The organism is Aequorivita aurantiaca, assembly GCF_030410135.1.
Classification (GTDB): domain Bacteria; phylum Bacteroidota; class Bacteroidia; order Flavobacteriales; family Flavobacteriaceae; genus Aequorivita; species Aequorivita aurantiaca.
Genome location: NZ_JAUGQQ010000012.1, coordinates 21640 through 42557, shown reverse-complemented (window position 1 = coordinate 42557; position 20918 = coordinate 21640). Strand labels below are relative to the sequence as shown.

At 33.6% G+C, this 20918-nt stretch carries 21 protein-coding genes; 1 reads left to right on the top strand and 20 read right to left on the bottom strand.

Going from position 1 to position 20918, the window contains the following annotated elements; translation table 11 throughout:
• Positions 1 to 7: 7 nt before the first annotated feature.
• The 10 genes from QRD02_RS12975 to QRD02_RS12930 all read right to left on the bottom strand — a co-directional run bounded on the left by QRD02_RS12975 (position 8) and on the right by QRD02_RS12930 (position 10688).
• Positions 8 to 1189, bottom strand: coding sequence for a glycosyltransferase family 4 protein (locus tag QRD02_RS12975; RefSeq protein ID WP_290255386.1), 1182 nt, complete (start codon positions 1187 to 1189; stop codon positions 8 to 10).
• The gene (locus tag QRD02_RS12970) at positions 1190 to 1963 is read right to left on the bottom strand and encodes a glycosyltransferase family 2 protein (protein ID WP_290255385.1); all 774 of its coding nucleotides are present in this window, start codon (positions 1961 to 1963) and stop codon (positions 1190 to 1192) included. It lies immediately after the preceding gene.
• Between the two features lie 14 nt (positions 1964 to 1977).
• Positions 1978 to 3144 carry a glycosyltransferase family 4 protein gene (locus QRD02_RS12965; RefSeq protein ID WP_290255384.1) on the bottom strand — a complete coding sequence of 389 codons (1167 nt, stop codon included), beginning with the start codon at positions 3142 to 3144 and terminating at the stop codon, positions 1978 to 1980.
• 7 nt (positions 3145 to 3151) lie between these two features.
• On the bottom strand, positions 3152 to 4378 hold the full coding sequence (locus QRD02_RS12960) for a glycosyltransferase family 4 protein (protein WP_290255383.1): 1227 nt from the start codon (positions 4376 to 4378) through the stop codon (positions 3152 to 3154).
• A complete protein-coding gene (locus tag QRD02_RS12955) occupies positions 4365 to 5501 on the bottom strand; it encodes a glycosyltransferase family 4 protein (RefSeq protein ID WP_290255382.1) in 1137 nt (378 codons plus the stop codon). The genes QRD02_RS12960 and QRD02_RS12955 overlap by 14 nt, the downstream gene beginning before the upstream one ends.
• Positions 5502 to 5571: 70 nt before the next feature.
• Positions 5572 to 6357: a glycosyltransferase family 32 protein gene (locus QRD02_RS12950; RefSeq protein WP_435373042.1), complete on the bottom strand. Its 786-nt coding sequence runs from the start codon at positions 6355 to 6357 to the stop codon at positions 5572 to 5574.
• Between the two features lie 191 nt (positions 6358 to 6548).
• A complete protein-coding gene (locus QRD02_RS12945) occupies positions 6549 to 7775 on the bottom strand; it encodes a glycosyltransferase family 4 protein (RefSeq protein WP_290255381.1) in 1227 nt (408 codons plus the stop codon).
• Positions 7776 to 7805: 30 nt separating this feature from the next.
• Positions 7806 to 8744, bottom strand: a complete 939-nt coding sequence (locus QRD02_RS12940; RefSeq protein ID WP_290255380.1) for a glycosyltransferase family 2 protein — start codon at positions 8742 to 8744, stop codon at positions 7806 to 7808.
• 44 nt (positions 8745 to 8788) lie between these two features.
• A complete protein-coding gene (locus QRD02_RS12935; protein WP_290255379.1) occupies positions 8789 to 9766 on the bottom strand; it encodes a glycosyltransferase family 2 protein in 978 nt (325 codons plus the stop codon).
• Between the two features lie 10 nt (positions 9767 to 9776).
• Positions 9777 to 10688 carry a hypothetical protein gene (locus QRD02_RS12930; RefSeq protein WP_290255378.1) on the bottom strand — a complete coding sequence of 304 codons (912 nt, stop codon included), beginning with the start codon at positions 10686 to 10688 and terminating at the stop codon, positions 9777 to 9779.
• A 699-nt stretch (positions 10689 to 11387) separates the two neighbouring features.
• On the opposite strand from QRD02_RS12930, the gene QRD02_RS12925 reads away from it, so the two are divergent.
• Positions 11388 to 12032, top strand: coding sequence for a DUF6266 family protein (locus tag QRD02_RS12925; protein ID WP_290255377.1), 645 nt, complete (start codon positions 11388 to 11390; stop codon positions 12030 to 12032).
• Between the two features lie 87 nt (positions 12033 to 12119).
• Here QRD02_RS12925 and QRD02_RS12920 read toward each other — a convergent pair whose 3' ends face one another.
• The 10 genes from QRD02_RS12920 to QRD02_RS12875 all read right to left on the bottom strand — a co-directional run bounded on the left by QRD02_RS12920 (position 12120) and on the right by QRD02_RS12875 (position 20875).
• A complete protein-coding gene (locus QRD02_RS12920; RefSeq protein WP_290255376.1) occupies positions 12120 to 12416 on the bottom strand; it encodes a helix-turn-helix domain-containing protein in 297 nt (98 codons plus the stop codon).
• A 182-nt stretch (positions 12417 to 12598) separates the two neighbouring features.
• Positions 12599 to 13840 carry a glycosyltransferase gene (locus QRD02_RS12915; protein ID WP_290255375.1) on the bottom strand — a complete coding sequence of 414 codons (1242 nt, stop codon included), beginning with the start codon at positions 13838 to 13840 and terminating at the stop codon, positions 12599 to 12601.
• A 24-nt stretch (positions 13841 to 13864) separates the two neighbouring features.
• Positions 13865 to 14548, bottom strand: coding sequence for a class I SAM-dependent methyltransferase (locus tag QRD02_RS12910; RefSeq protein ID WP_290255374.1), 684 nt, complete (start codon positions 14546 to 14548; stop codon positions 13865 to 13867).
• Between the two features lie 37 nt (positions 14549 to 14585).
• A complete protein-coding gene (locus tag QRD02_RS12905) occupies positions 14586 to 15566 on the bottom strand; it encodes a glycosyltransferase (RefSeq protein ID WP_290255373.1) in 981 nt (326 codons plus the stop codon).
• A gap of 23 nt (positions 15567 to 15589) precedes the next feature.
• Positions 15590 to 16453: a glycosyltransferase family 2 protein gene (locus QRD02_RS12900; RefSeq protein ID WP_290255372.1), complete on the bottom strand. Its 864-nt coding sequence runs from the start codon at positions 16451 to 16453 to the stop codon at positions 15590 to 15592.
• A 5-nt stretch (positions 16454 to 16458) separates the two neighbouring features.
• Positions 16459 to 17085 (bottom strand): acetyltransferase, encoded by a 627-nt coding sequence (locus tag QRD02_RS12895; RefSeq protein WP_290255371.1) that lies wholly within the window; start codon positions 17083 to 17085, stop codon positions 16459 to 16461.
• Positions 17079 to 18149, bottom strand: a complete 1071-nt coding sequence (locus tag QRD02_RS12890) for a DegT/DnrJ/EryC1/StrS family aminotransferase (RefSeq protein ID WP_290255369.1) — start codon at positions 18147 to 18149, stop codon at positions 17079 to 17081. The genes QRD02_RS12895 and QRD02_RS12890 overlap by 7 nt, the downstream gene beginning before the upstream one ends.
• Positions 18150 to 18190: 41 nt before the next feature.
• Complete coding sequence (locus QRD02_RS12885) at positions 18191 to 18994, bottom strand: methyltransferase domain-containing protein (RefSeq protein ID WP_290255368.1); 804 nt, start codon at positions 18992 to 18994, stop codon at positions 18191 to 18193.
• Positions 18994 to 19671: a sulfotransferase gene (locus QRD02_RS12880; protein ID WP_290255367.1), complete on the bottom strand. Its 678-nt coding sequence runs from the start codon at positions 19669 to 19671 to the stop codon at positions 18994 to 18996. The genes QRD02_RS12885 and QRD02_RS12880 overlap by 1 nt, the downstream gene beginning before the upstream one ends.
• 4 nt (positions 19672 to 19675) lie before the next feature.
• On the bottom strand, positions 19676 to 20875 hold the full coding sequence (locus tag QRD02_RS12875; RefSeq protein WP_290255366.1) for an ABC transporter ATP-binding protein: 1200 nt from the start codon (positions 20873 to 20875) through the stop codon (positions 19676 to 19678).
• Positions 20876 to 20918 lie beyond the last annotated feature (43 nt).

Sequence of the window (20918 nt, the reverse complement as noted above, 5' to 3'; positions counted from 1 at the left end):
TGGGTTTTTAGGAGATTGGGGTGGCGTAGAACTCTAACCACTCTTTTTGTTGTTTTTCTATGTTGAATTCTTCCTTTACTCTTTTTCGGGCATTTTGTGATATGGTATTTTTCTGAGCATCACTTAGAGATACGACCATTTGTATTCGCTGCGCGAGGGATTCTGATGAAAAATTTTCGAATAGCCATCCCGTTTTTCCGTCCACAACGTTTTCTGAAAGTCCGCCCACATTTGATGCGATAGTTAATACGCCTATAGCTTGTGCTTCCAAAACCGCATTACAAAAACCTTCGTTCAGGCTTGATTGCACATAGATATTGGCCGATGACAAATGTTGCAGCGTTTCTTGATGGGTCAATTTTCCGCAGAATACGATTTCTTCCATTAATCCCAACTCATAGACCATAAATTTATAGCGTTCGAAGGAATTTTTGTCACCATCACCGATAATGTAATAGGTGAATTTTAATCCTTTAGCCTTTAAGATTGCCATTGCAGCTATTGCCACATCCAATCCTTTAATCCACGTGATTCTGGCGATAGTAACAATGCTTATTTTATCTGAACTTATAGCGAAGTTGTTTGTTGGCAATGTATCCAATTGCACCGCTGGAGTGATTATAGCTGACGGAGTGTGTTTTGAAAGCCCATTGGATATTGCTTTGTCTAAAAGATATTGGGAGATGCTGTGGACTTTATCAACGTGTTTCCAAAGGGTTTTATAGCAGTGTGGATGTTTTATAGGATAAACATTAATATCAAACCCTCGAAAACTAACTGCCATTTTTGCACCTATTGCCTTTGCTACGGTTTCGCTGCTGAGCGCGAGGGTGGCAAATCCGAAGTGGAGCCAATCCACTTTCGCCTTTAAAAGATGTGCGTTTAGATACATCTTTTTAAATATTTTAGGCAAACTCGTGCCCTCTCTACGCTCCAATTTTATATAACGAATCAAGACCGGCAAATGGGGCATTAGCAAGAAAAATTCCTTTATAAAATAGGCTAGTTGCTGGAATGAGTTCGCAGTTACTTTGGGACTTAAGGTAACCGAACACAAATTAAAACCATCACTTTTCCCTTGGCTAAAAAGGCGCACTTCCACACCACTGTTCTGTAAACCTTTTATCTTGGAATGAAAAAAGGTTTCGGAATAGCCGGGGGTTTGGGAAAGGACGATACCTATTACCATTTAGTTTTTCCGCTTGTTTTTAATGGTTAACAGACCTCTCTTATTCGGATTATAAAATAAGTATTCTAAATGAAGTCTAAAAGCTCTAAGCAGTTTATGGAGTTTAAATTTTTTCAAAACCGTTCTTTTCTTTCGGAACTCCGTTTTTTCAATAACCGATTCTGCATTATTATTGTCCTTAAAAAGATAAGGATCCACAATAGCTATTTTCGCTTTGGATTTCATAATGCGAATAGCATATTCATTTTCCCCATATGCTCCACTTGTATTTTCCAAATAATTGCCAAAAATCTCAAAAAATGATTTATTTACGATAAATGGATGATCGCTATATTGATAAGCATTGAAATAGAAATTATTCCAAGAAAACTTTGGAATCAAATTTATATGTTCACTTAATCTAAAAAGTTTCGGAAATTTATAATTAGCTTTCAGACGCACCATATCAGCTTTACCAGAATCTAATATTTTCAATATTTCTGAGAGGCGATCTTTAAGTTCGTTTTTAGGAATAAAATCTTCCTGACAATATAATATATATTTTCCTGAACAATTTTTAATACCTTGGTTTATGTTAAAAGTTAATCCTTTGTTGCTTGGCGAAAATACTAATTTATCAATTTCAAGTTGTTTTAATGCATTTTGATATTCAATAGAACTCCCATCATCACTAACAACATATTCAATATTCTGAATATTTAATTTTTTAAAAGCATACAAACAACTTTTAACTTCCTCTATCCTATTATAATGCGTTATTAAAACTGATATCATTTGCACTAAAATATTTAAACGATTAATTCATTATATAGCTTCTCCATCCCCTCAACCATTTGGATTTCGGAATGTTGGCTCTCCACTTTTCTTCGGGCTGCCAACCGTATCTTTTGAATTTCCTCTAAAGGAATTAAATCGAATCTTTCAATGACAAGAGCCATTGCTAAGGCGTTACGTGACGGCACTATCCAGCCTGTACAATTTTCCTCTATAATTTCCGTCACTCCACCACCACAATCTGTGCTTATTACTGGTAATCCAATTGCCATAGCCTCAACAGCTACATTTGGAAGACCCTCGGCTAAACTTGTAACCAACAACAGTGATGCTGATTTCATCAATTCAAAAACCTGATCCTGTGGCATTCGGTCCTTAAAACTAACCAATTCTTCCAGACCAAGCTGCTTGCGAAGATACTGCAGTTCTTCATCCCCTGCCCCGCCAATAATTGTATAATGAAAATTGACCCCTGCCATTTTTAATAGCCTACAACTTCTTAAAGCGTAATCATATCCTTTCACCCAATGAGCCCTGCCCACTGATAGTAATTTGATGGGTTTTGATTTTGAATATTCCTGGGAAAAAGCTAGTCGTTCCAATGGCAGTCCTGTATAAATTACCTTATCAATTTTTGACACATCATTCCAAATCATATTTCCTTTTTCTGAAATGCTTTTTGAAACCGAATGAAAGCCTGATATTTTGGGATACCATTTTTTTAAATATTCAAAATTTTCAATATCCACAAATGGGAGGATAGTAGTTTGTGAACCACGCTGGCTTAAAATGATTTTATACTTTTTGTTCAAAAGAAATGGTTCGCACCAGGACATTAGTGAAGGCCATTGCACATGGATAATATCTGGGTCGATTTGGGTGACGGCCATTTCAAAATTTTGTTGTTGGATGTCCTTACGCCTCTTTTTAAATAATAATTTTAGCGTTTTTAGAAAATGCGAAAAACTCTTATTACTAAAGGAAAAAGCTAGAGCGGTTGTAATGAAACGCAACTTTTTTTGATTACTCCCAAGGGAAATATATTTTACATTTTCAAATTTATTATCAATCTCTTCATTAAACCCTAAAATATAAATTTCATTATTCATTGAAAGACTCTCTATGAGTCTCCTTATAAATGGGGTGGTTTTGAAACTGCCGTCGAAGATGATAATACGCATAAGTGTTTTAAATCTGCTTTAAAAAATTGTGAAAGGAAGCTATCATTTTTTCATTTGAATGATTCTCGATAATATAGGCGCGCGCATTATTTGATATAGCGATATATTTAGAGGAATCTTTTAAAAGTGAGATTATATTCAATTTTAAATCCTTTTCCATTTTTTCCGGGTCAACAAGTATCCCATTCAAGCCAGAGGTAATGATTTCCTTGTTGCCTCCAACCGCCGTGGCTATTACTGGCAACCCAAAACTCATAGCCTCAATCAAAAACATTGAATTTCCTTCCCTGTATTTTGATAAAAGTACCCCCACATCCAAAGCACAATAAAATTGGTAGAGTTCGGCGTTGGTAATCCAACCTGCAAAATGCACTTGTTTTGAAAGGTATGTTTCCTTAAACTTTACCAGGTCGGCATAATATGATCGATTTGGGGTTTTTTCATTTGCAATATCCCCTGCGATGATAAGATGTACTACTACTCCTTCCTCTTTTAGCTCCTTCAATACTCCAAAAAGTTCCAATAAGGATTTTTCCTCACTAAATCTACCCGCATACCCCAATACAAAAGTGGAAGAATCCAATCCAAATTTCTTTCTAAAGGTAGTTCGTATATTTTGATGGTCATCCATACTAAGATTAATTTCGGGAACTGCATTATATATTGTTGCCATTGGGAAGGAAGAGTTGGAATTAATTCTTTTCAACTCATCGATTGGCGCTTTAGTATTTGCCAAAAAGCCAGAACTCTTTTGCAGGATAAAGTTTATGTTATCTTGACCAATCCTACCTTTTAGATCCGTACTTCTAAAAAAGAAAATATGTTTTGAGGCGGGAAGGGCTTTTTGTATCATTTTAAAAAGCTCCACATGCATAAAAGTAACCACGATATCTGGGTTAATCTTTTTGGCCTTGTTGACCAATGAGGTATAATAAATAATCCTATCCGTTTGCGAAAAACCATATTTCCTTTTTCGCCAGCGATAGGGCATTATTTTTAAAAATTGCTTAAAAAATAATCTTGGTAAATTGTATTTTGGATGGAGGTATTTATGCTTATTGAAAATAATTGCATCCAATTCTTTGTCATATTTGCTTAATACTACAAACTGAAAATTCTCCGTGTCGTGTTCGGTAAGTTGAAAAATAATTCTAGGCACTCCAGGACTGCTGTGCACAGGAGGAATAGTATGGCGGGAGCCGGATGCTATTAATACTTTCTTATTTCTGGACATATCCAATTTCCTGCAATGCTTCTAAAAAAGTTTCACTCATCTTTTTAGCGGTAAAATTCTCTTTATAAATGTTTAGTGCATTTTTGACCATACTTTTCTCAAGGTCTTTATCTAAATATAATTTTTCTATTTTTTCAGCAATTTCTTTCGCATAACTTTCTATTCCATAAACTAAGAATCCATTATCTTCATCCTGAATAACTTCGGGAATACCACCAACATTTGTTGCAATGACAGGTTTTCCCATTGCCATTGCTTCCAGTATTGATAATGGCATTCCTTCCAACGATAATTTGGGATCTGTAGGCAAAACAAGTATGTTAACGTTTGCGTAAAATTGAATCAGTTCCGATTGAGATAGAAAACCTGTAAAACTTACCTCAAGATTATGCTCGCTAATATATTGTTTACATGTAGCCAAATACATACCTCCGGCTTGCAAACCCCTTTTAGTTCCAACATGGCCTGCTATTATCAAGGAAACATCATAATTTTTATCTATTAAGATTTTATAAGCTTTAATCAGCTCCAACACTCCTTTTTCCTTACAAATTCGACCCGAAAAGAGAATTTTGAAACTTTCCTTGTAAAGTTGATGATTTTTGGGATGGGCAATGAGATCAACGCCATTGGCAATTTTAAAATAGTGCTTGGATGGCAATTTTGCTTTAAAATGGGCATTTGCCAAATCGCCGGCTGCTTGATTTACGCCAAAAATGGCAACTGTATTCTTAAGCAAGCGTTGCCATTGCGATTCGCTAAGTTTAGTGTGTAGAGAAGTACCGTGATGATAAAAGACAACCTTACAATTGGGATTAATCAATTTTACCATTTGTACTAATCCCGGACTCACATGAACGATAACCTTTTTATAACCTCGTTTTTTAATAAAACGGCTTGCAGCAATAAAATATAGCAATTGCTGATTCTGGGCAGTGATAAAACGCTCCTTCTTCTGCCAATATCTATATTTTATCTTTAAAAGCAAAAGAAAGTATCTGTCTATTAAAGTAGGTTTTACATGATGAAAAATACTGCTATCGTAAGTGGCTGGATCTAAGGTATGGTTGGAGCTTGAAAGTACTTGAAATTTTTCTTTGTTCAAATGCTTTACCGTATCCACGATTACCTTTGCTGGTGCGGCACCTTCGGGGGAAGGAACAGAGTTTAGGGAACCATATACGATAAGTATTTTATCCATTGAAATATTGTTTTAAAGCACTTCCTATTTTCAGAACATATTTTTTATCGATATGATTTTCTTGTCTTATTAATTCCTTAGATAATGCATAAAATGATTGAAATACCTTTCTCTGACGCATTAGGTGAAGGGCATTTGTTTTTTTCCAGCTCTTGTGCCAAAGGTGGACGGCAAAGGTATCGGGTTTTGTATAGTCTTTATAATCTTCTGTAGGCAGATTTTTGTTGGGAAAGGGATAAAACCAATCCACAGGACATACCAACATATCTTGATGTTGTTTGGGCAACAATGGTTTTTGGGCCTCGGGATAGTTTTCCAAATAAAGTTTGGTAAATATTTTGGGGATAGTAATAGATTTATAGGAAAACCCCGCATCCAAAATCAAATTATTGTAATAATAATAACACGATAAAATATAAGAATGTTGCGGTATCGCACCTATTATTCCACAACTTATATAGCGTTCCGATTCTAAACCGATAAATGCGGCCTGCTCCATTAATGGGTTCAATGATTTCAATAGCAACATATCGGTATCAAGATAGACTCCTCCATATTCTGACAGTTTTTCGAGCCTTACAAAATCGGCTACAAAGGCCCATTGTTTGTCTTTAAATGCTTTTTTTAAGAAAGGATGCGCCATAGCAACATTGCTTTCCTCCCAACAACGTATTTCATAATCGGGCAATATTTTTTGCCAAGATGCAATACATTCTTCAACCAAAGGGGGTTTCGGTTTTTTACCAAACCAGCAATAATGGATAATTTTCGGAATCACGTTCTTATGTTGTATTTCAATTTGTAGATGTCCTACTGACTTAGGAATTTTAGACGTAGGACGTAGGACAAACTAGTATCGACTTCCATTTGTCCATTTATCCATTTGTCCTTTAGTCTTTTTATCCTTTCGGCATTTCGTTCTTTCGTTCTTTCGTTCGTTCGTCAATTTAATTTTTTGCCCAATAAAGCTCAATCATTTAAATGATAAAGTTTTATAAACTGACGTATCAATTTATCATTATCAAAATTAACCAATGCATGTTCCCGTGCTTTTATGCCCATAGCGTGGTAAAGTGTTGAATCATTATAAAGCAACTCCACTTTATTTGCCATTTCTAGAACGTTCCTATCTTCCACCAAAAACCCTGTTTCCCCATCCACAATAACCTCTGGCACTCCCCCGCTTTTAAAAGCTATTACTGGCAATCCACAGGCCTGTGCCTCCAAGGCTGCAATCCCGAATGCTTCTTGTCTTCCCGTTAAATCATCAAAAGTAGAGGTCATTAGAAATATGGATGATTCGAATAAAATGTCCTTTATATCCTTTTGGGATTTTTGACCCATAAAAAAAATGTATTCACCAATGCCCAAACGCTTTACTTCCTTTTTCAGCTCATTTGTATATGCATCCAAACCCTTGCCTATTATAGTATAGGTTGCTTCATAGCCCCTATCCAATAATATTTTTAAAACCTGCATTCCGTATTTATGGCCTTTTAACTGGATTAACCTTCCTACGGAGACCAATTTAATAATTGTATCCTGTTTGGGCTTTGCTTGTAGATCATTGAACATACTAACATCAATTCCCATTGGAATAATTTTGATCATTTCTTCCATCAACCCTGCTTTAACAAGATATTGTTTCACATAATTTGAATTGACCGTCACTGCATAAACACAACTTTTGTAAAATTCAGAATAACGACTTTTGAATACTTCTTCATTTAATCTAAAAGCATCGTAACCGTGAAAGGTAATCAATATTTTTTTTGGGTTTATAAAGCCTATGGCCCATAAGTCAATCAATGGTTTTATGGAAGTATTGAATTGTATATGGCACATTAGGGAGATGTCAAAATCCCTGTAATTGTATAAGTTATATAACGGTTTTAAACTCCATTGGGGTTTTACTATATAATACTTGACGGCATATTTTAGAATCCTCGGTTTGGTTACTAGCCCTAAGACCTGAAATATCTTGGACATTCCTTTTTTAACCTTTAAATTTTTATGGACCAACTTATCAATTTGGGAATCTATTATTTCATCGGTATGAACAAAAGTTGCCATTCCGTGATAAGCATTGGTATATATTTTAATCTTTACCCCCTGTTTTAACAATCCGAGAATATGATGGACTATAAAGGTTTCGGTAGGATTGGGGAAGGATCTTATTTTTAGGTTTAGTTTCAAAAGGGGCTGCTTATAAAAGTAATTGCGTTTTCACACTTGAGGTTTATATCTCGAATTATATTTTAAAAAGAGTTTTATGAAGTATAAAGGTGGAATAATATTTTTAGTAAATAGTAAAAGAACAAAAACAAACTTTTTTTTAAAGCCTGGCATATTATTATTTAGTAGCCTGCGATAATAGCACCATTCAATATATTCAACAAGCTCCCAATCATTTTTTGCAAACCTTCCATTTCCCCATTCAAACAAGGACTGATTTAATTTTCTATAAAGTACAAACCTTCCTAAAAGTGTTGTAGATCTGGTCCTGGACATAGTATTTTCGTGTGTTCTCACGAAAGCGAGTACATCATCTATTGCATAAAACTTGAAATAAAAACTTACTTTACGCCAATAATCCCAATCTTCTCCAATCGTAAAGTTAGGATTAAAAAGCCCCACTTTGTCAATCACCTCTCTTCTTATAAGCGGCGTTATGGACGCAGTTCTATTTTTAATCAAAAAATCTTGGAATACATTCCCATGGTTATGTCCTGCGTGGCATTTTAAAATACCTGTTTTCATTCCAGCATGACTAATATACTCTATGCAACCCGTTACCAGGCCAAATTCATTTTGGGTATTCAAAATTACTATTTGCCTTTCAAGCTTGTCAATAGCCCAAAGGTCATCATCATCACAAAAACCTATATAGGCCCCTTTGCTTTTTTTTATACCAAAATTACGGGAATCGGGTTGGCCGCTGTTTTCTTTGTAGTAATATTTACAAACTGAAAATTTTTTACATATTTCCTTATTTTCAAGAGCAATTTGTTTGGTTGACCCATCATCAATTAGCAGAATCTCAATGTTACGATATGTTTGCTTAGCTATACTATCCAAAGCCTCGTATAAATAAACACTTCGATTATAGGTGGTAACTATAACACTTATTAAGGTCCCCGAGTTTTTTTCCTTATCCTCTTCCAAATTATAATACTTAAGTGATTATTTTAAAACTCTCAAGTTTTTCTTTATTTATTAAAGACGAAATTTCTTATTTTGTTGTAACCATATCTATTAAAAAAACCTAATTTGTGGTAAAAATTTAATATTTCTATTATTTTCATTTTTTTAAAGTTAAGAATCTTCAATGAATTATTTAAATTATTTATTTCTTTAAAATAAATTACATTTTTCTTTAACACATATTTTTTTAAAACTTTAAGAAAGGTAAATTTTAAGCAGGTATTTATTTCAATTTTATTTAATAGTTCAGAATCTTCATAATTATAAAATTTCTCTATATATTGAATGTGACTCTCAATTAGCATTGGTCTTTTTTCTTCACTTAAGTATTCTTTAGGATTATCCAATATTCTATACCAACAGTCCACATCTTCTACTAAATTAATTTTCACACCCTCAAGTAATAAACGTGTATGGATTTCCACATCCTGTAACCGACTATATGTTTCATCAAAAAACCCTTTATTTAAAAAAAGCGATCTTGGCCAAAAAATAGAGGTAATTGTCCAAGGAGGGTTAACTTTCAAAAAATTTTCTATATATTCTTTTTCATTATTAAATTTTTTATTAAATATTTGATCAGTTTTGCTGCCATATCGAAATAATCCCATTAAATATATAAATACTGAATCTTGATTTTTTTTTATATTTTCATTATTGAATCGATTTTCAAGACAAGTGGATTCTAATAAATCATCAGAATCCAAAAAAATTAAAAAATCACCTTTACTTTTAGCAAAACCGTAATTTCTACAAACATTTGCTCCTTTCACTTTATCTTTAGGTCGATGGTAGTAATGAAATCGAGAATCCTTATCCATATAATTTATCATAATTTTCTCCGTATTGTCCGTACTCCCATCATCCACAACAATACATTCCCAGTTTTGGTAGGTTTGTGCCAAAACAGAATCCAATGTCTCTCCTATTAAATGAGCACGATTATAGGTTGGAATTATTATCGTTATTAAATTTTCGGGCATTCTAAGTTGATCATTTTTTTATTTTATTCAGTAATTTTCGAAAAATTCTAAAAAAATTGGTGGTGACCCATTTATATTTAATCTTTAAAAAAAATGGGATTGGTAGTTCCAAAAGAACTAATAATTTTATCATCTCCATATTAAAAAATTGATATAAGATGATTTTAAAATCTTTATCTTCAACCAGTTCTGCCAATTGCTTTTTTATTTCTTGGTATGATAATAAAGAATCCTTTTCAATTTGTGGCTTATCTATTCTTCGACTGCTTCTGAACAATCCAAAATGTACCCCGTGAAGGGGAACTTTATTATGTATTAAACTTTGTGGTGAAAAATTAAAGGCAAGTTTATTGATGGCGTATAAAAGCTCTTCATCACGTCTTATGTCCACAAGAAGTTGTTCCCTTACAGTTTTCTTTGCTAAAATATCAATTATAACCTTGTTTATTTTTGCAAAATAAGATTTTACGACTACAAAATGTAACCCGGTCAATCGTTCTGATAGGGCCCCCGTCTCTAGAAGTCTAACCTTATTGCTAAACGGAAGATTACTTTTTTTTGCTTGTATTTCGTGAAAATGAAATAAATTTTCGGGTTCCTTTAAAATAAGGATATCTACATCACCAAAATAAACATTCTGATATCCTTTAAAATATTCTTCTGGTATCAAATACCTTAATAGAGTTAAACCGCCTCCACCATACATTTTATAATTGTCAAAATAATTATATTCTTTGTAAAATTCCTCATAAACTATTACGTGTGGTTTACCTTTAAGATTTCTTTTTATTTTTAAAGAAAGAATTGAGTTATAGAATATTATAACATCTGTATTAGGATATGCTTTTTCTATAGAATATACATAATACGGCAAGTAACGCTCATATTTTCCGAAAACAAAAACTGAAAAAGCATTTTTCATTTAAATTAAATTTTTATATAGCTAAACCAAAACATAATCTAGTCTTTCCCCTATTAAATGAGCACGATTATAGGTTGGGATTATTATGGAAACCAATGGAGATTCCGAAGACACAGCGCAGCTTGTTTGGTTTCAAAAATAGACAAAAAGATTAGAAGAAGTCGAAATTGAAATTGAAATTGAAATCGAAATCGAAATTGAAATTAAAGTTTCAATATCCACACTTTAAAACCCGTTAACCCCTTCCCTCCCCAGGATTGAAACTTTATCATTGAATGATAATTTATTCTCGAGGCCACCTTCCCCTTGTCGCATGTTGATTGGTAATTATTAGGGGAAGGAGCGTGTGAATTTTTTTATTGATAAACTGTCAACCTATTTCAAGATATAAAATAACTATTGTGTACTAAACACGGACTTCTGAACACTGAATACTGCGTACCGAACACTAACTACTATACTCCCACCTTCGTTCCAGAAAAGACCTTCCCCAAAAAAAAGCATGGTAGCCACACTCGAACCAGAGTGCCACCAAACTGGGAGCAAACCCATATAAAAATGCCCGTTTGTTATACGAGGTTGCAATTGATTACTAAATGTGCTTTAATGTTGAAGTTGGTTGCAACTTCTTGTTAATCCGAAAGATGGCTCCTACATTTCAGTAATTAAAAGAGTATTAATTTTTAAAACCATGAAAATATGGGAACAATCAAAAAAGGAATCCTTGGGGGATTCCGTGGAAAAGTGGGTTCCGTTGTAGTTGCCCGTTGGAGAGGTAAATACGTGATGCGTAGCTTTCCCGAAATTGATGAGAATCGCATTCCTACGGAAAAGCAAAGAAAGGTACGGGAAAGGTTTGGCCTTGTAGCCCGTTTTTTAAATCCGATGAAGCCTATTGTAGGCAAATACTTCGTGCAGAAGCAAGGAGACAAGTCTCCGTTTAATCTTGCCACTTCCTATCATATAAAAGAAGCGGTACTGGAAGTAGGTGAAGATTTCATTATGGATTATCCAAAAGTGCTTATTAGCAAAGGCGATCTAAGTGGACTTCAGTCGCCAACCTTAACGGCCTCAATTGGAAATACACTCCAGTTGACCTATACGGACAATACCGGGCAAGGTTTTGCAAAAGCAGACGACCAGTTATTGGTACTGCTGTTTGTTGCGGACCTGGGCGAGTATCAGTTGTTCACTCCTGCCGGAACGCGGGTGGAAACAATAGTTAATTTGCCTTTGCCACAGTATTGGTCCGGATTGGAAATCAATGCTTGGGCCACCTTTGTTGATGCCGAAGGCAAGCGAGCTGCTACTAGCACCTATCTTGGTGCGGTAACCGCCCTTTAAGGTGGGTTTGTTATTTTCCAAACCTAAAAAAAAAAGACCCGCAGTTTTTAATTGCGGGTCTTTGGTTTTAATAGTCTTAAAAAAAAATCATTGTGGATTTAAATAGCCCGATTTGGCTAACAAGATTGTAATGATAATTTGTTTTATGTAATAAACATTTCGGTTTATTTTAATGGCGGGAAGAATTGCTTTTTGTCGCCAACGGTAAATTGTTGCATGGTCCACATGAAAGATCCGCATCATATCGGCTTCCGTTAAAATTTCATTTTCGCCCTCAAGCAATTTTAAAAAAGGTTCTGGACGTTTGTTTAATGCACTCGGCATTTGCTCGGTGTTAGAGCCAACTTCCTTCTTGGCCTTAACTTTGTTAGTTAGAGCTTTCATAGTATATATATTTTGAAGGGGGAGTAATTAAAGTTAATGAATTTTTGGCATTTTTCAAAAAAAAATAAGAGTGACTACGAATCCACCTTATAATATAAGTGCCATTTAGAATCAACCCATTTTTGAAATGGATAATTTTATTTTAAAGTAGGCTGAAAAGCAGATAAATTAAGAATATTTAATTATTTTATATAAACTGAAACTAGCTTATCAACCAAGACCTTAGTATCATAATTCTGAACCGTAAATTTTCTTCCTTCTTCCCCCATTTTTTTTGCTTTTTGAGGGTTTTTAATTAGTTCTTCAATTCGATCTGCAAAACCACTAATGTCATTTTCCTGAACAACAAAACCCGTTACATCCGGGATCAATCCATATTTCATCCCTCCCACATTTGAAACTACTACGGGTAATTCCATGGCTTGGGCTTCTTGAATAACTAAACCCTGTGCCTCTGCTCTGCCATCATGAGAATCTCGAATACCGGGAAGTAAAAATACGTCGGACTCACTAAATACATTAATTATTTCATCTTGAGTCATATCACCCAATAACTCAATTACATTTTTAAGATTTAATCTTTCAATCTCATTGCAAAGCTGATTTTTAAGTTCTCCATCCCCAATTACATTCAAATAGATATCATTATATCCCCTATTTAATAACTCTTCTATAATTAGAGGTAAAAGCAATCCGCCTTTTAGCGAAACAAGTCTCCCACAATATACAATCTTAAATTGGTGGTTAATCTCGTGCTGTTTTTTTGTCTTTTTAAACAAAACAGTATCTAAACCTACTGGCAATATGGAAACGTTTGTTAATATTGGATTTACCAGAAGTAATATTTCTTTAGTATAAATTGTATTTACTGTAAAATGATCTGTATGCTCAAATAATCCTTTATAATGTGTTTTATAAAAATCGATTTTTGAGGGGTTAATGTCATACCCATGAAAAGAAACCACTAATTTTGATTGATGTAAATATCCTTCGGTTTTATAGTTTGCAATATCAACTGCATTTGTGGCAAAATGTACATGAACAACATCAAACTTCTTATTTAAAATAAAAAACTTACGTTCATAAAATATTTTAAGGCTGATAGCCTTTTTTCCATATTTAGAAAAACTCAAGGATTTAAATAATAAAGCCCAATTTAATTGAAAGAAATGTTGAAAAATCAATTTCAAAAAACTGAATAATCTTCTAAGTTTATTGACCGGAGGCTTATCTCTGTAAACTACATTTTCCAATAAGCCGTAAGTGAGGATACTATTATGTATTTTTTCTATGTTGCCTTTTTCGTAAGAGTATATTTTTACGCTATGTCCCTTATCTATTAACGAAGTTATCTGATTTACAATAAAAGTTTCGGAAACTGTGGGAAATGAGCCTACTACAATAGCTATATTTAAAAGCTTCATTATGGATTACGATTGAAATTTATTTCACATTCTCTTATAAATATAAAAATCTGCGAAAGATGTATTGTCAGGATCCTCTTCATCAAAAGGGTAGCGATTGTCTATTTTTTGTTGAAGTGCCCAGTTTTCAGAAACGTTTGCAGATATCCATTTTGTAAATTCCCTGCACCTTACATGCGGGGCGATGAAGGCTTCATAGTTACTGGAATATATTATTACATATTTTGTTGAGCTCTCAAATAGGCGCTGCATATATTCATTAAACACCTCATCTTCTATTAAATGAAATAATACATCTAAAGACAGTGTTAATTCGGCTTTTTCATAAATTTTATTTTCAGACGAAATAATTTTAAATTGCTTCGTACTATCATTTGAAAATCTATTTTCACAAATAGCTATTGCTTTATTTGAAACATCATATCCTATATACTTCAGATAATTTGACAATGAAAGTTGATTCCCATCCCCGCAACCATATTCAATAACAGTTTTAATATTATTTTCCTTTACAAAAGAATTTAATATTTCGGCTTTAAAATCTGCCAATCGCCCATAACTACCAGGTCCAGAATCTCTATAATTTACATACCTGTTTTCCCAATATATTTTAGATCCTTCAAAACCCTTTTTTGGCTTTTTTATCCCAAGTAATTTTTTCATTGACTTCTTGAGCGGATTTGGAAGTATTTTTTTTATAAAACTCATATTCTATTTTGCTTTGTATTAGAAAAAACACTCTTTTTTATAACCATTTCTTAATGGAATTCCTATTTTCAAAATATTCAGATTGTTTAAATTTCAAATAATATAGATTTCTGAAATACTCCTTACTTTTTTCCTTTTCTTCAAAACTACCTATTAATCTATTTTTAATTTTTTGAAAGAAATGTTTTTTCAATTCTTTTTTTATTTTTTTCCGCAAAATGGTTCCATGGCTCTCCTTTCTTGAAATTTCATCCAAATAAGTATCGCAAACAAAGTTTGAATATGATATCGCTTTTCTGACTTTAGTTACATACTCTAAGTTTACCCTTTTTGCTAACATATAATGAAAAAAATGTAATCTTTCATCATACCATATTTTATAGCCCAATAATCTTAACGCATAACAATACTCTGTATCGCCACCAGAACTCAACGAATCTCCTTTTCTACATGTTAGTAAAGGTTTAAATCCGAGCTCATTTAACTGAAGCCGGTGACTCTTTCTTATAACCATACCCGCACCATAAAGACAGCCTTTTTTATTGGTTATATCTCCAGAACTTTTACCTTGTTTTCCAACGGCAAAATATTTACTATAAGTATCAAACCAATCGGGTTTATTGCCTTCAAACATTGCGTCACACCATCCGCCCAAAGCTCCAATAGTAGAGTCAGACTCCATTATATCAAAGGAAAGTTGAACATAAGCTTCATTAAGCAAATTATCGTCATCACATACTAACAAATATTCATAAGAAGCTTCTGCATATCCCATTTCCTGTGCATATGATTTTCCAGGTATTGGTTGAAAAAATGATTTGTATGAAATGGATTTGTTTCCATATTTATCCCACCAAGTGTCACAAAAAGCTTTTGTTTCATCTGTAGAAGCATTATCAACCAAAATAATTTCACAAGGACATTGACATATTTGATTTGCTAAATACTCCAAGGCAAGGCCAATGGTTTTTGTGCCGTTATAAGTACTTATTATTACCGAAACTCCTTTAAGATACATAATGCGTTATAATATGCTTAATTTTAAATTATTGAATTAACTATTAATTTATATTTAATAAAAAGTTTTTCGATATTAGATTTATTGGATTTGTTCAATTGCTTAAAAAATTCTTTTTTCCATATTTTTTTTTTGTTAAACATATTAGGCACTCTACTTTCAGGTATAATTTTTAAAATCTCTGATAGATTCGTATAATTTGAATAGGCCTGGTTGTACAATGATGCTGAAGAATATATTCCAGAACTATGCACGCGATAAACACTACCAAAGAAGTTGAGTAATTTTCCTTTTCCATCTTTTAAACAGATAGAATATATAGTGTTATCCTTTAAAAAACGATATTTGATTAATTCAATATTTTTAATACCATCACGTCTGAACATTGCTGTTAAAGTATAAGTGCAATAGGGAGAGCCAAAATTATTAAAATCAACTTCAAAACAGTTTGTATTTTTATATTGTTCATTCCATTTCGGAACTACTAATTGTTTGTCTACTAAAATATGATAGTTTGTCCAACAAATACTATAATCATCATTAGTTTCCAAAAAACCCACTTGCTTTTGTAGTTTTAAGGGGTCTGTCCAGTAGTCGTCGCCCTCGCAGAGAGCTATATATTTGCCTCGACATTGTTCAAGTGCAAATACAAAATTCGACATCATGCCAATATTTGCCGGGTGATTAATATAATTAATGGTGATTTTGTTTGTGTCTATTGCTAATTGATCGATTAGAGTATGGGTTTCATCTGTGGAAGCATCGTTCGCAATTATAAATTCTATTTTAAAATCTGTTTTTTGCATCAATACCCCATGAATGGCTTCGGCAATATACTTTTCGTGATTATAAGTAATCATGCATACAGAAACTAATGGAATATCCATAAAACTTATATTATACGATTAGGATTACCTACTACTTTTACATTCGCAGGAACATCATTTATTACAACAGTTCCTGCCCCTATTATTGTGTTATCGCCAATACTAATATCGGGCATTAGCGTAGCATTACTACCAATAAAAACATTTTTTCCAATAGAACATCGTCCTGGTATGGAAACATTACAAGCAATTTCTGTATAATCACCAATAACACACTCATGACTGATAGTGCTGTTAAGGTTTATTAAAACTCCTTCTCCTAAATAGACGTCATTTGTAATGATAGCTCCCTGCATAATTTGGCAACCTTTATTGATTGTGGTATTAAAACTCCCAACTTTGGCAGAAGAAGAAATAACAGAAGTTAATTCTCCACCTAAAGCCATAAACTTTTCGGCCATCTGTTTTCGTAAATGAGGATTTCCAAGTCCTAAAGTAAATCTATTGTCTTCCGACAAAAAATAATGTGAAGCTTTTTGGATATTGGTAAGGATTTTAAACTTATCATACAATACCTCCTTTTCCGTATTAATATCGTCAAAAAAAACAATATCCTTATTTTTTAAATGCATTTCAACAGAAAGAATTTCCAAAAGTTCTTTCGCCATTCCTTTAGCTCCTATAATCAGCATATTGCCTTATTTATTATTTGAATAATATTTTTTTGTATCTCAATATCCAAGTTGTAAAACAAAGGGAGACATAGTATTCTTCTGCTTATGTCTTGTGATATACTGCAAGGTCTAGCTTCAATATAAGGTAATTTATCCAAGCTAGGGTAAAAATACCTTCTTGGGTAAACACTATTTTCATTTAAGTCTTTCTGTACTTTTAACAGTGCTTCCTCCGTTTTAAAAATTACAGGAAAATAGGAGAAGTTCCATTGCGTTTCTTCCCTTAACTTTAATAACTGAACGTTTTTAAGATGTTCTTTATAATACCGTACAATCTCTTTCCGATCTATAATAATCTCATCAATATATGGAAAAACAACCAATCCCATTGCCGCCTGTAATTCACTCATCTTGGCATTTACGCCGAGACCGTAAAAATCCAAAGGACCGTTATGCCCAAAATTGTGATGATAAAATAGGGTATCAAACAATTCAGTATTATTTGTAAACATTGCTCCACCTTCACCCGTATGAAAAACTTTTGTCGCATGAAAGCTACAAGTACTCACGTCACCAAATTCAAATATGCTTTTATTTTTATAAGTAACTCCGAAACAGTGGGCGGCATCATAAATCACTTTTAAATTGTGCCTTTTTGCGATGGCTTCAATTTCTTCCACAGCACACGGATTGCCAAATACATGGGTTGCCAAAATACCCCTTGTTTTTGGAGTAATGGCAGCCTCAATTTTGGTTTCGTCTATGGTAAAATATTCTGGATGGATATCCACAAACACTGGCGTACAACCCTCCCAAATAATACTGCTGGTGGTAGCTACATAACTAAAGGGGGTCGTAATAATTTCTCCTTTTAGGCCCAACGCCTTAATTGCTATTTGTAGTGGTAAGGTGCCATTTGTGGTTACAATTATGTTGGGAATTTTTAAATAGGTTTTTAGCTTTTCTTCCAGTTCCTGTACTAATGCTCCTCGATTGGTAATCCAACCTGCATTCCAGGCGCGTTTTAAAATAGCGTTGTATTCTTCTTGAGGGGGTAGAAAGGTTTTGGTTACGTTGATCAAGATTTTCTATTTGGATGTAAATTTATTATAGTGATAATTATTTATTTTTCCACTATGTATAAAGTAGACTTTTTATCTAAGCCACATTGCTCAAAGAGGCCTGCGTCAAAATAAGTTTCGCTAATCTGTTCTATTTTGAAGCCTGAATTTTCAATTCGTTCTAAAAAATCTGACTTAGAGTACATTCTTACATGGTCATCTTGTCCAAAATATTTCCATCTTAAATGTTCACTTTTTAAATACTCTTTGTTTTCTACAGATTTTTCTAATCCTAAGAGTATAGGAACTAAAAGAATTCCTCCTCCATTTTTTGCTGTAATGCGATACAGTTCATCTAAAGCTTTTGCATCTTCATCAACATGTTCCAATATATGCGAGCAAATGAAAAAATCAAAAGATTCATCTGGATATACGTGCATATCTCTGATATCAATTTTATCATCTACCGATTCCATGTATAAATCAGCGCTTCGATATTCTATTGAACTTTGATTTTTAAGAGCATTTCCTAAGGCCTTTGCTGGTGCAAAATCTATAAGCCTAACACTTTTTTTATCAATCAAGTACTTTTTCATATACAGCATCATTAATCGATCTCTATCTGAAGCACCGCAATTTGAACACGAATAATCTTTGATATTTAAAGTCTCAAATAAAAAAGGTGAAAAAACAAAGCCGTTCTCGTAAAATTTCAAAAAGTATTCATAGGGTAAATTCTTGAATCTAACATTCTGATTACACACGGAACAAGTATTTGGACCTGTAGATATAGAATCATTTTTATGTTTCTTTTTTACAATCCGTTTTTTGGCTTTTTTAAAATATTTTTTTATTAACGTCAACATTATCCTTTAAGAAATTTACAGTTATAATTTAGGCTTAGAATGTCTTTCGAACTAATATGGGGAAAGGAAGACTTGTCCGTTTTTATTTTTAACCATTTACATAATTTGAGTAAATCGTCATTTTTTGAAACATCTATTATTAACAATTTATCGGGATTATTTTTAAAATAATTCTTTACACTTTCAACATGATTTTCATAGACATCAACAAATTCATTCTTAGAATACATCTCTGATTTGTCATTTATAAAAACATCGTGCATAAGTTTCCAAGACCATCCTGGATATACATATTTTGAATTTTTTAAACTTTCATAGGTGGGAATTTTTCCGTTATTATAAAAATCCGAATGGAATTTCAAAATTGATTCAAACCATACATCACTATTTTCGCGAATAGTCAGTATAAATTTACTTTCTGGAAATGCATTATCAAGATGTGGATAAGTTAATGGTAAAGAGAATGGAACATCCTGATACACGACCGAATGGGACTTTTTACAGTGGTTAATTATTGCGTTAAAATTTCTATCAAAATAATCTTTAAGTAATAGTTCACCCTTTCTCTGCGATTCTACCAAGGATCCTTGTTGTTCTAAAAACATTCCCAAAGAAGTTGTTCCCGTCTTATTGAGACCGATGCAAAATATTTTGTGTGTGTTATTTTTTAATAACATATATTTAAATTGATTGATAGGAGGACTTTAATAAAAAAGGTGGCCAGGTATCCGTCTGATGGAGTACTTGAAAGGATGCAATGCCGTTCATTCGCAGCAATGGTTCATTATTTGCCATTTTTGAAACAACAATATTTATGGAGTAAATGCCCTTTGAAAGTTGTAAATTCTTGTGTTCAACAATAAATTCGATCCGGTCAGAATCATTTAGAGAAATCAACTCTTCTACATTAGGTTCAAAAATGGCAACGGGGCGTTGTTCTTTGTCAAAAATAGATATGTGAAATGCTGGTATTGCCACTAATGAATTTATTTTAAATTTAAAGGCTAATTTTAAATTGTCTCCCCATCTCAATTGTGGTATATTTTTTTCATAGCCAAAGGTGTCCAGAAGCTCAATATCTTCCAAATCAATACTACCATCTGTAAAAACCACATTACTCTCATTATCAACAAAGCGGGTATAATACTTATCAATCGCCTTCCCTACATCTTCTCCTTGAAAAATAGACTCTCCCCTATCCATCAAAATAATCTGGTTGCAAATACGCGAGACCATAGGCATACTGTGTGATACAAAAACAATAGCAGTTTTGGGCAGAATAGTATCTATCTGTTTAAAACATTTTAGTACAAACCCCAAATCCCCGACCGCCAAAACCTCATCAATTATAAGCACATCGGGTTGCATCTGAGCCGCCACGGCAAAACCCAGGCGCACCTTCATCCCGCTGCTGTAATTCTGTACCGGCATATCTATAAACTCGCGTATTTCAGCGAAGTCTATAATTTCTTCTATTTTTTCGTTTATTTCTTTACGGGTAAAGCCAAGGATGGCGCCGTTGTTATAAATGTTTTCCCGTCCGCTAAGAATTGGGTTAAAACCCGCCCCCAGCTCTATCAACGCCCCTACCCGACCTTTGATGGTTACCTTGCCGGCGTCGGGGTTAATTAGACCATTCAGTATTTTTAAGAGTGTGGATTTCCCGGCACCATTATGGCCAATAAGCCCTAAACATTCCCCCCGGCGCAGTTCAAAACTAATATCCTTTATCGCCCAGAACTCCTTTGGCCGTAGTTCGCGCTCGTTGCGGTTTCCGCTCAACCCACTGGCCAGATCCTTTACGCCATACCACAGGCTGGTCTTAAGGTCCTTGCAGAACTTTTTGGAGAGGTTTTCTACGGAGATTAGTACTTCGTTCATTCGTCGTTATTCGTGAATCGTTATTCGTGAATCGTGAATCGTT

What these genes read in the sequence shown, in the direction of transcription:
- QRD02_RS12975 (WP_290255386.1), bottom strand. Translation starts at nt 1,189, where the DNA reads ATGGTAATAGGTATCGTCCTTTCCCAAACCCCCGGCTATTCCGAAACC.
- QRD02_RS12970 (WP_290255385.1), bottom strand. Translation starts at nt 1,963, where the DNA reads ATGATATCAGTTTTAATAACGCATTATAATAGGATAGAGGAAGTTAAA.
- QRD02_RS12965 (WP_290255384.1), bottom strand. Translation starts at nt 3,144, where the DNA reads ATGCGTATTATCATCTTCGACGGCAGTTTCAAAACCACCCCATTTATA.
- QRD02_RS12960 (WP_290255383.1), bottom strand. Translation starts at nt 4,378, where the DNA reads ATGTCCAGAAATAAGAAAGTATTAATAGCATCCGGCTCCCGCCATACT.
- QRD02_RS12935 (WP_290255379.1), bottom strand. Translation starts at nt 9,766, where the DNA reads ATGCCCGAAAATTTAATAACGATAATAATTCCAACCTATAATCGTGCT.
- QRD02_RS12930 (WP_290255378.1), bottom strand. Translation starts at nt 10,688, where the DNA reads ATGAAAAATGCTTTTTCAGTTTTTGTTTTCGGAAAATATGAGCGTTAC.
- QRD02_RS12925 (WP_290255377.1), top strand. Translation starts at nt 11,388, where the DNA reads ATGGGAACAATCAAAAAAGGAATCCTTGGGGGATTCCGTGGAAAAGTG.
- QRD02_RS12920 (WP_290255376.1), bottom strand. Translation starts at nt 12,416, where the DNA reads ATGAAAGCTCTAACTAACAAAGTTAAGGCCAAGAAGGAAGTTGGCTCT.
- QRD02_RS12915 (WP_290255375.1), bottom strand. Translation starts at nt 13,840, where the DNA reads ATGAAGCTTTTAAATATAGCTATTGTAGTAGGCTCATTTCCCACAGTT.
- QRD02_RS12910 (WP_290255374.1), bottom strand. Translation starts at nt 14,548, where the DNA reads ATGAGTTTTATAAAAAAAATACTTCCAAATCCGCTCAAGAAGTCAATG.
- QRD02_RS12905 (WP_290255373.1), bottom strand. Translation starts at nt 15,566, where the DNA reads ATGTATCTTAAAGGAGTTTCGGTAATAATAAGTACTTATAACGGCACA.
- QRD02_RS12900 (WP_290255372.1), bottom strand. Translation starts at nt 16,453, where the DNA reads ATGGATATTCCATTAGTTTCTGTATGCATGATTACTTATAATCACGAA.
- QRD02_RS12895 (WP_290255371.1), bottom strand. Translation starts at nt 17,085, where the DNA reads ATGCTGATTATAGGAGCTAAAGGAATGGCGAAAGAACTTTTGGAAATT.
- QRD02_RS12885 (WP_290255368.1), bottom strand. Translation starts at nt 18,994, where the DNA reads ATGTTGACGTTAATAAAAAAATATTTTAAAAAAGCCAAAAAACGGATT.
- QRD02_RS12880 (WP_290255367.1), bottom strand. Translation starts at nt 19,671, where the DNA reads ATGTTATTAAAAAATAACACACACAAAATATTTTGCATCGGTCTCAAT.
- QRD02_RS12875 (WP_290255366.1), bottom strand. Translation starts at nt 20,875, where the DNA reads ATGAACGAAGTACTAATCTCCGTAGAAAACCTCTCCAAAAAGTTCTGC.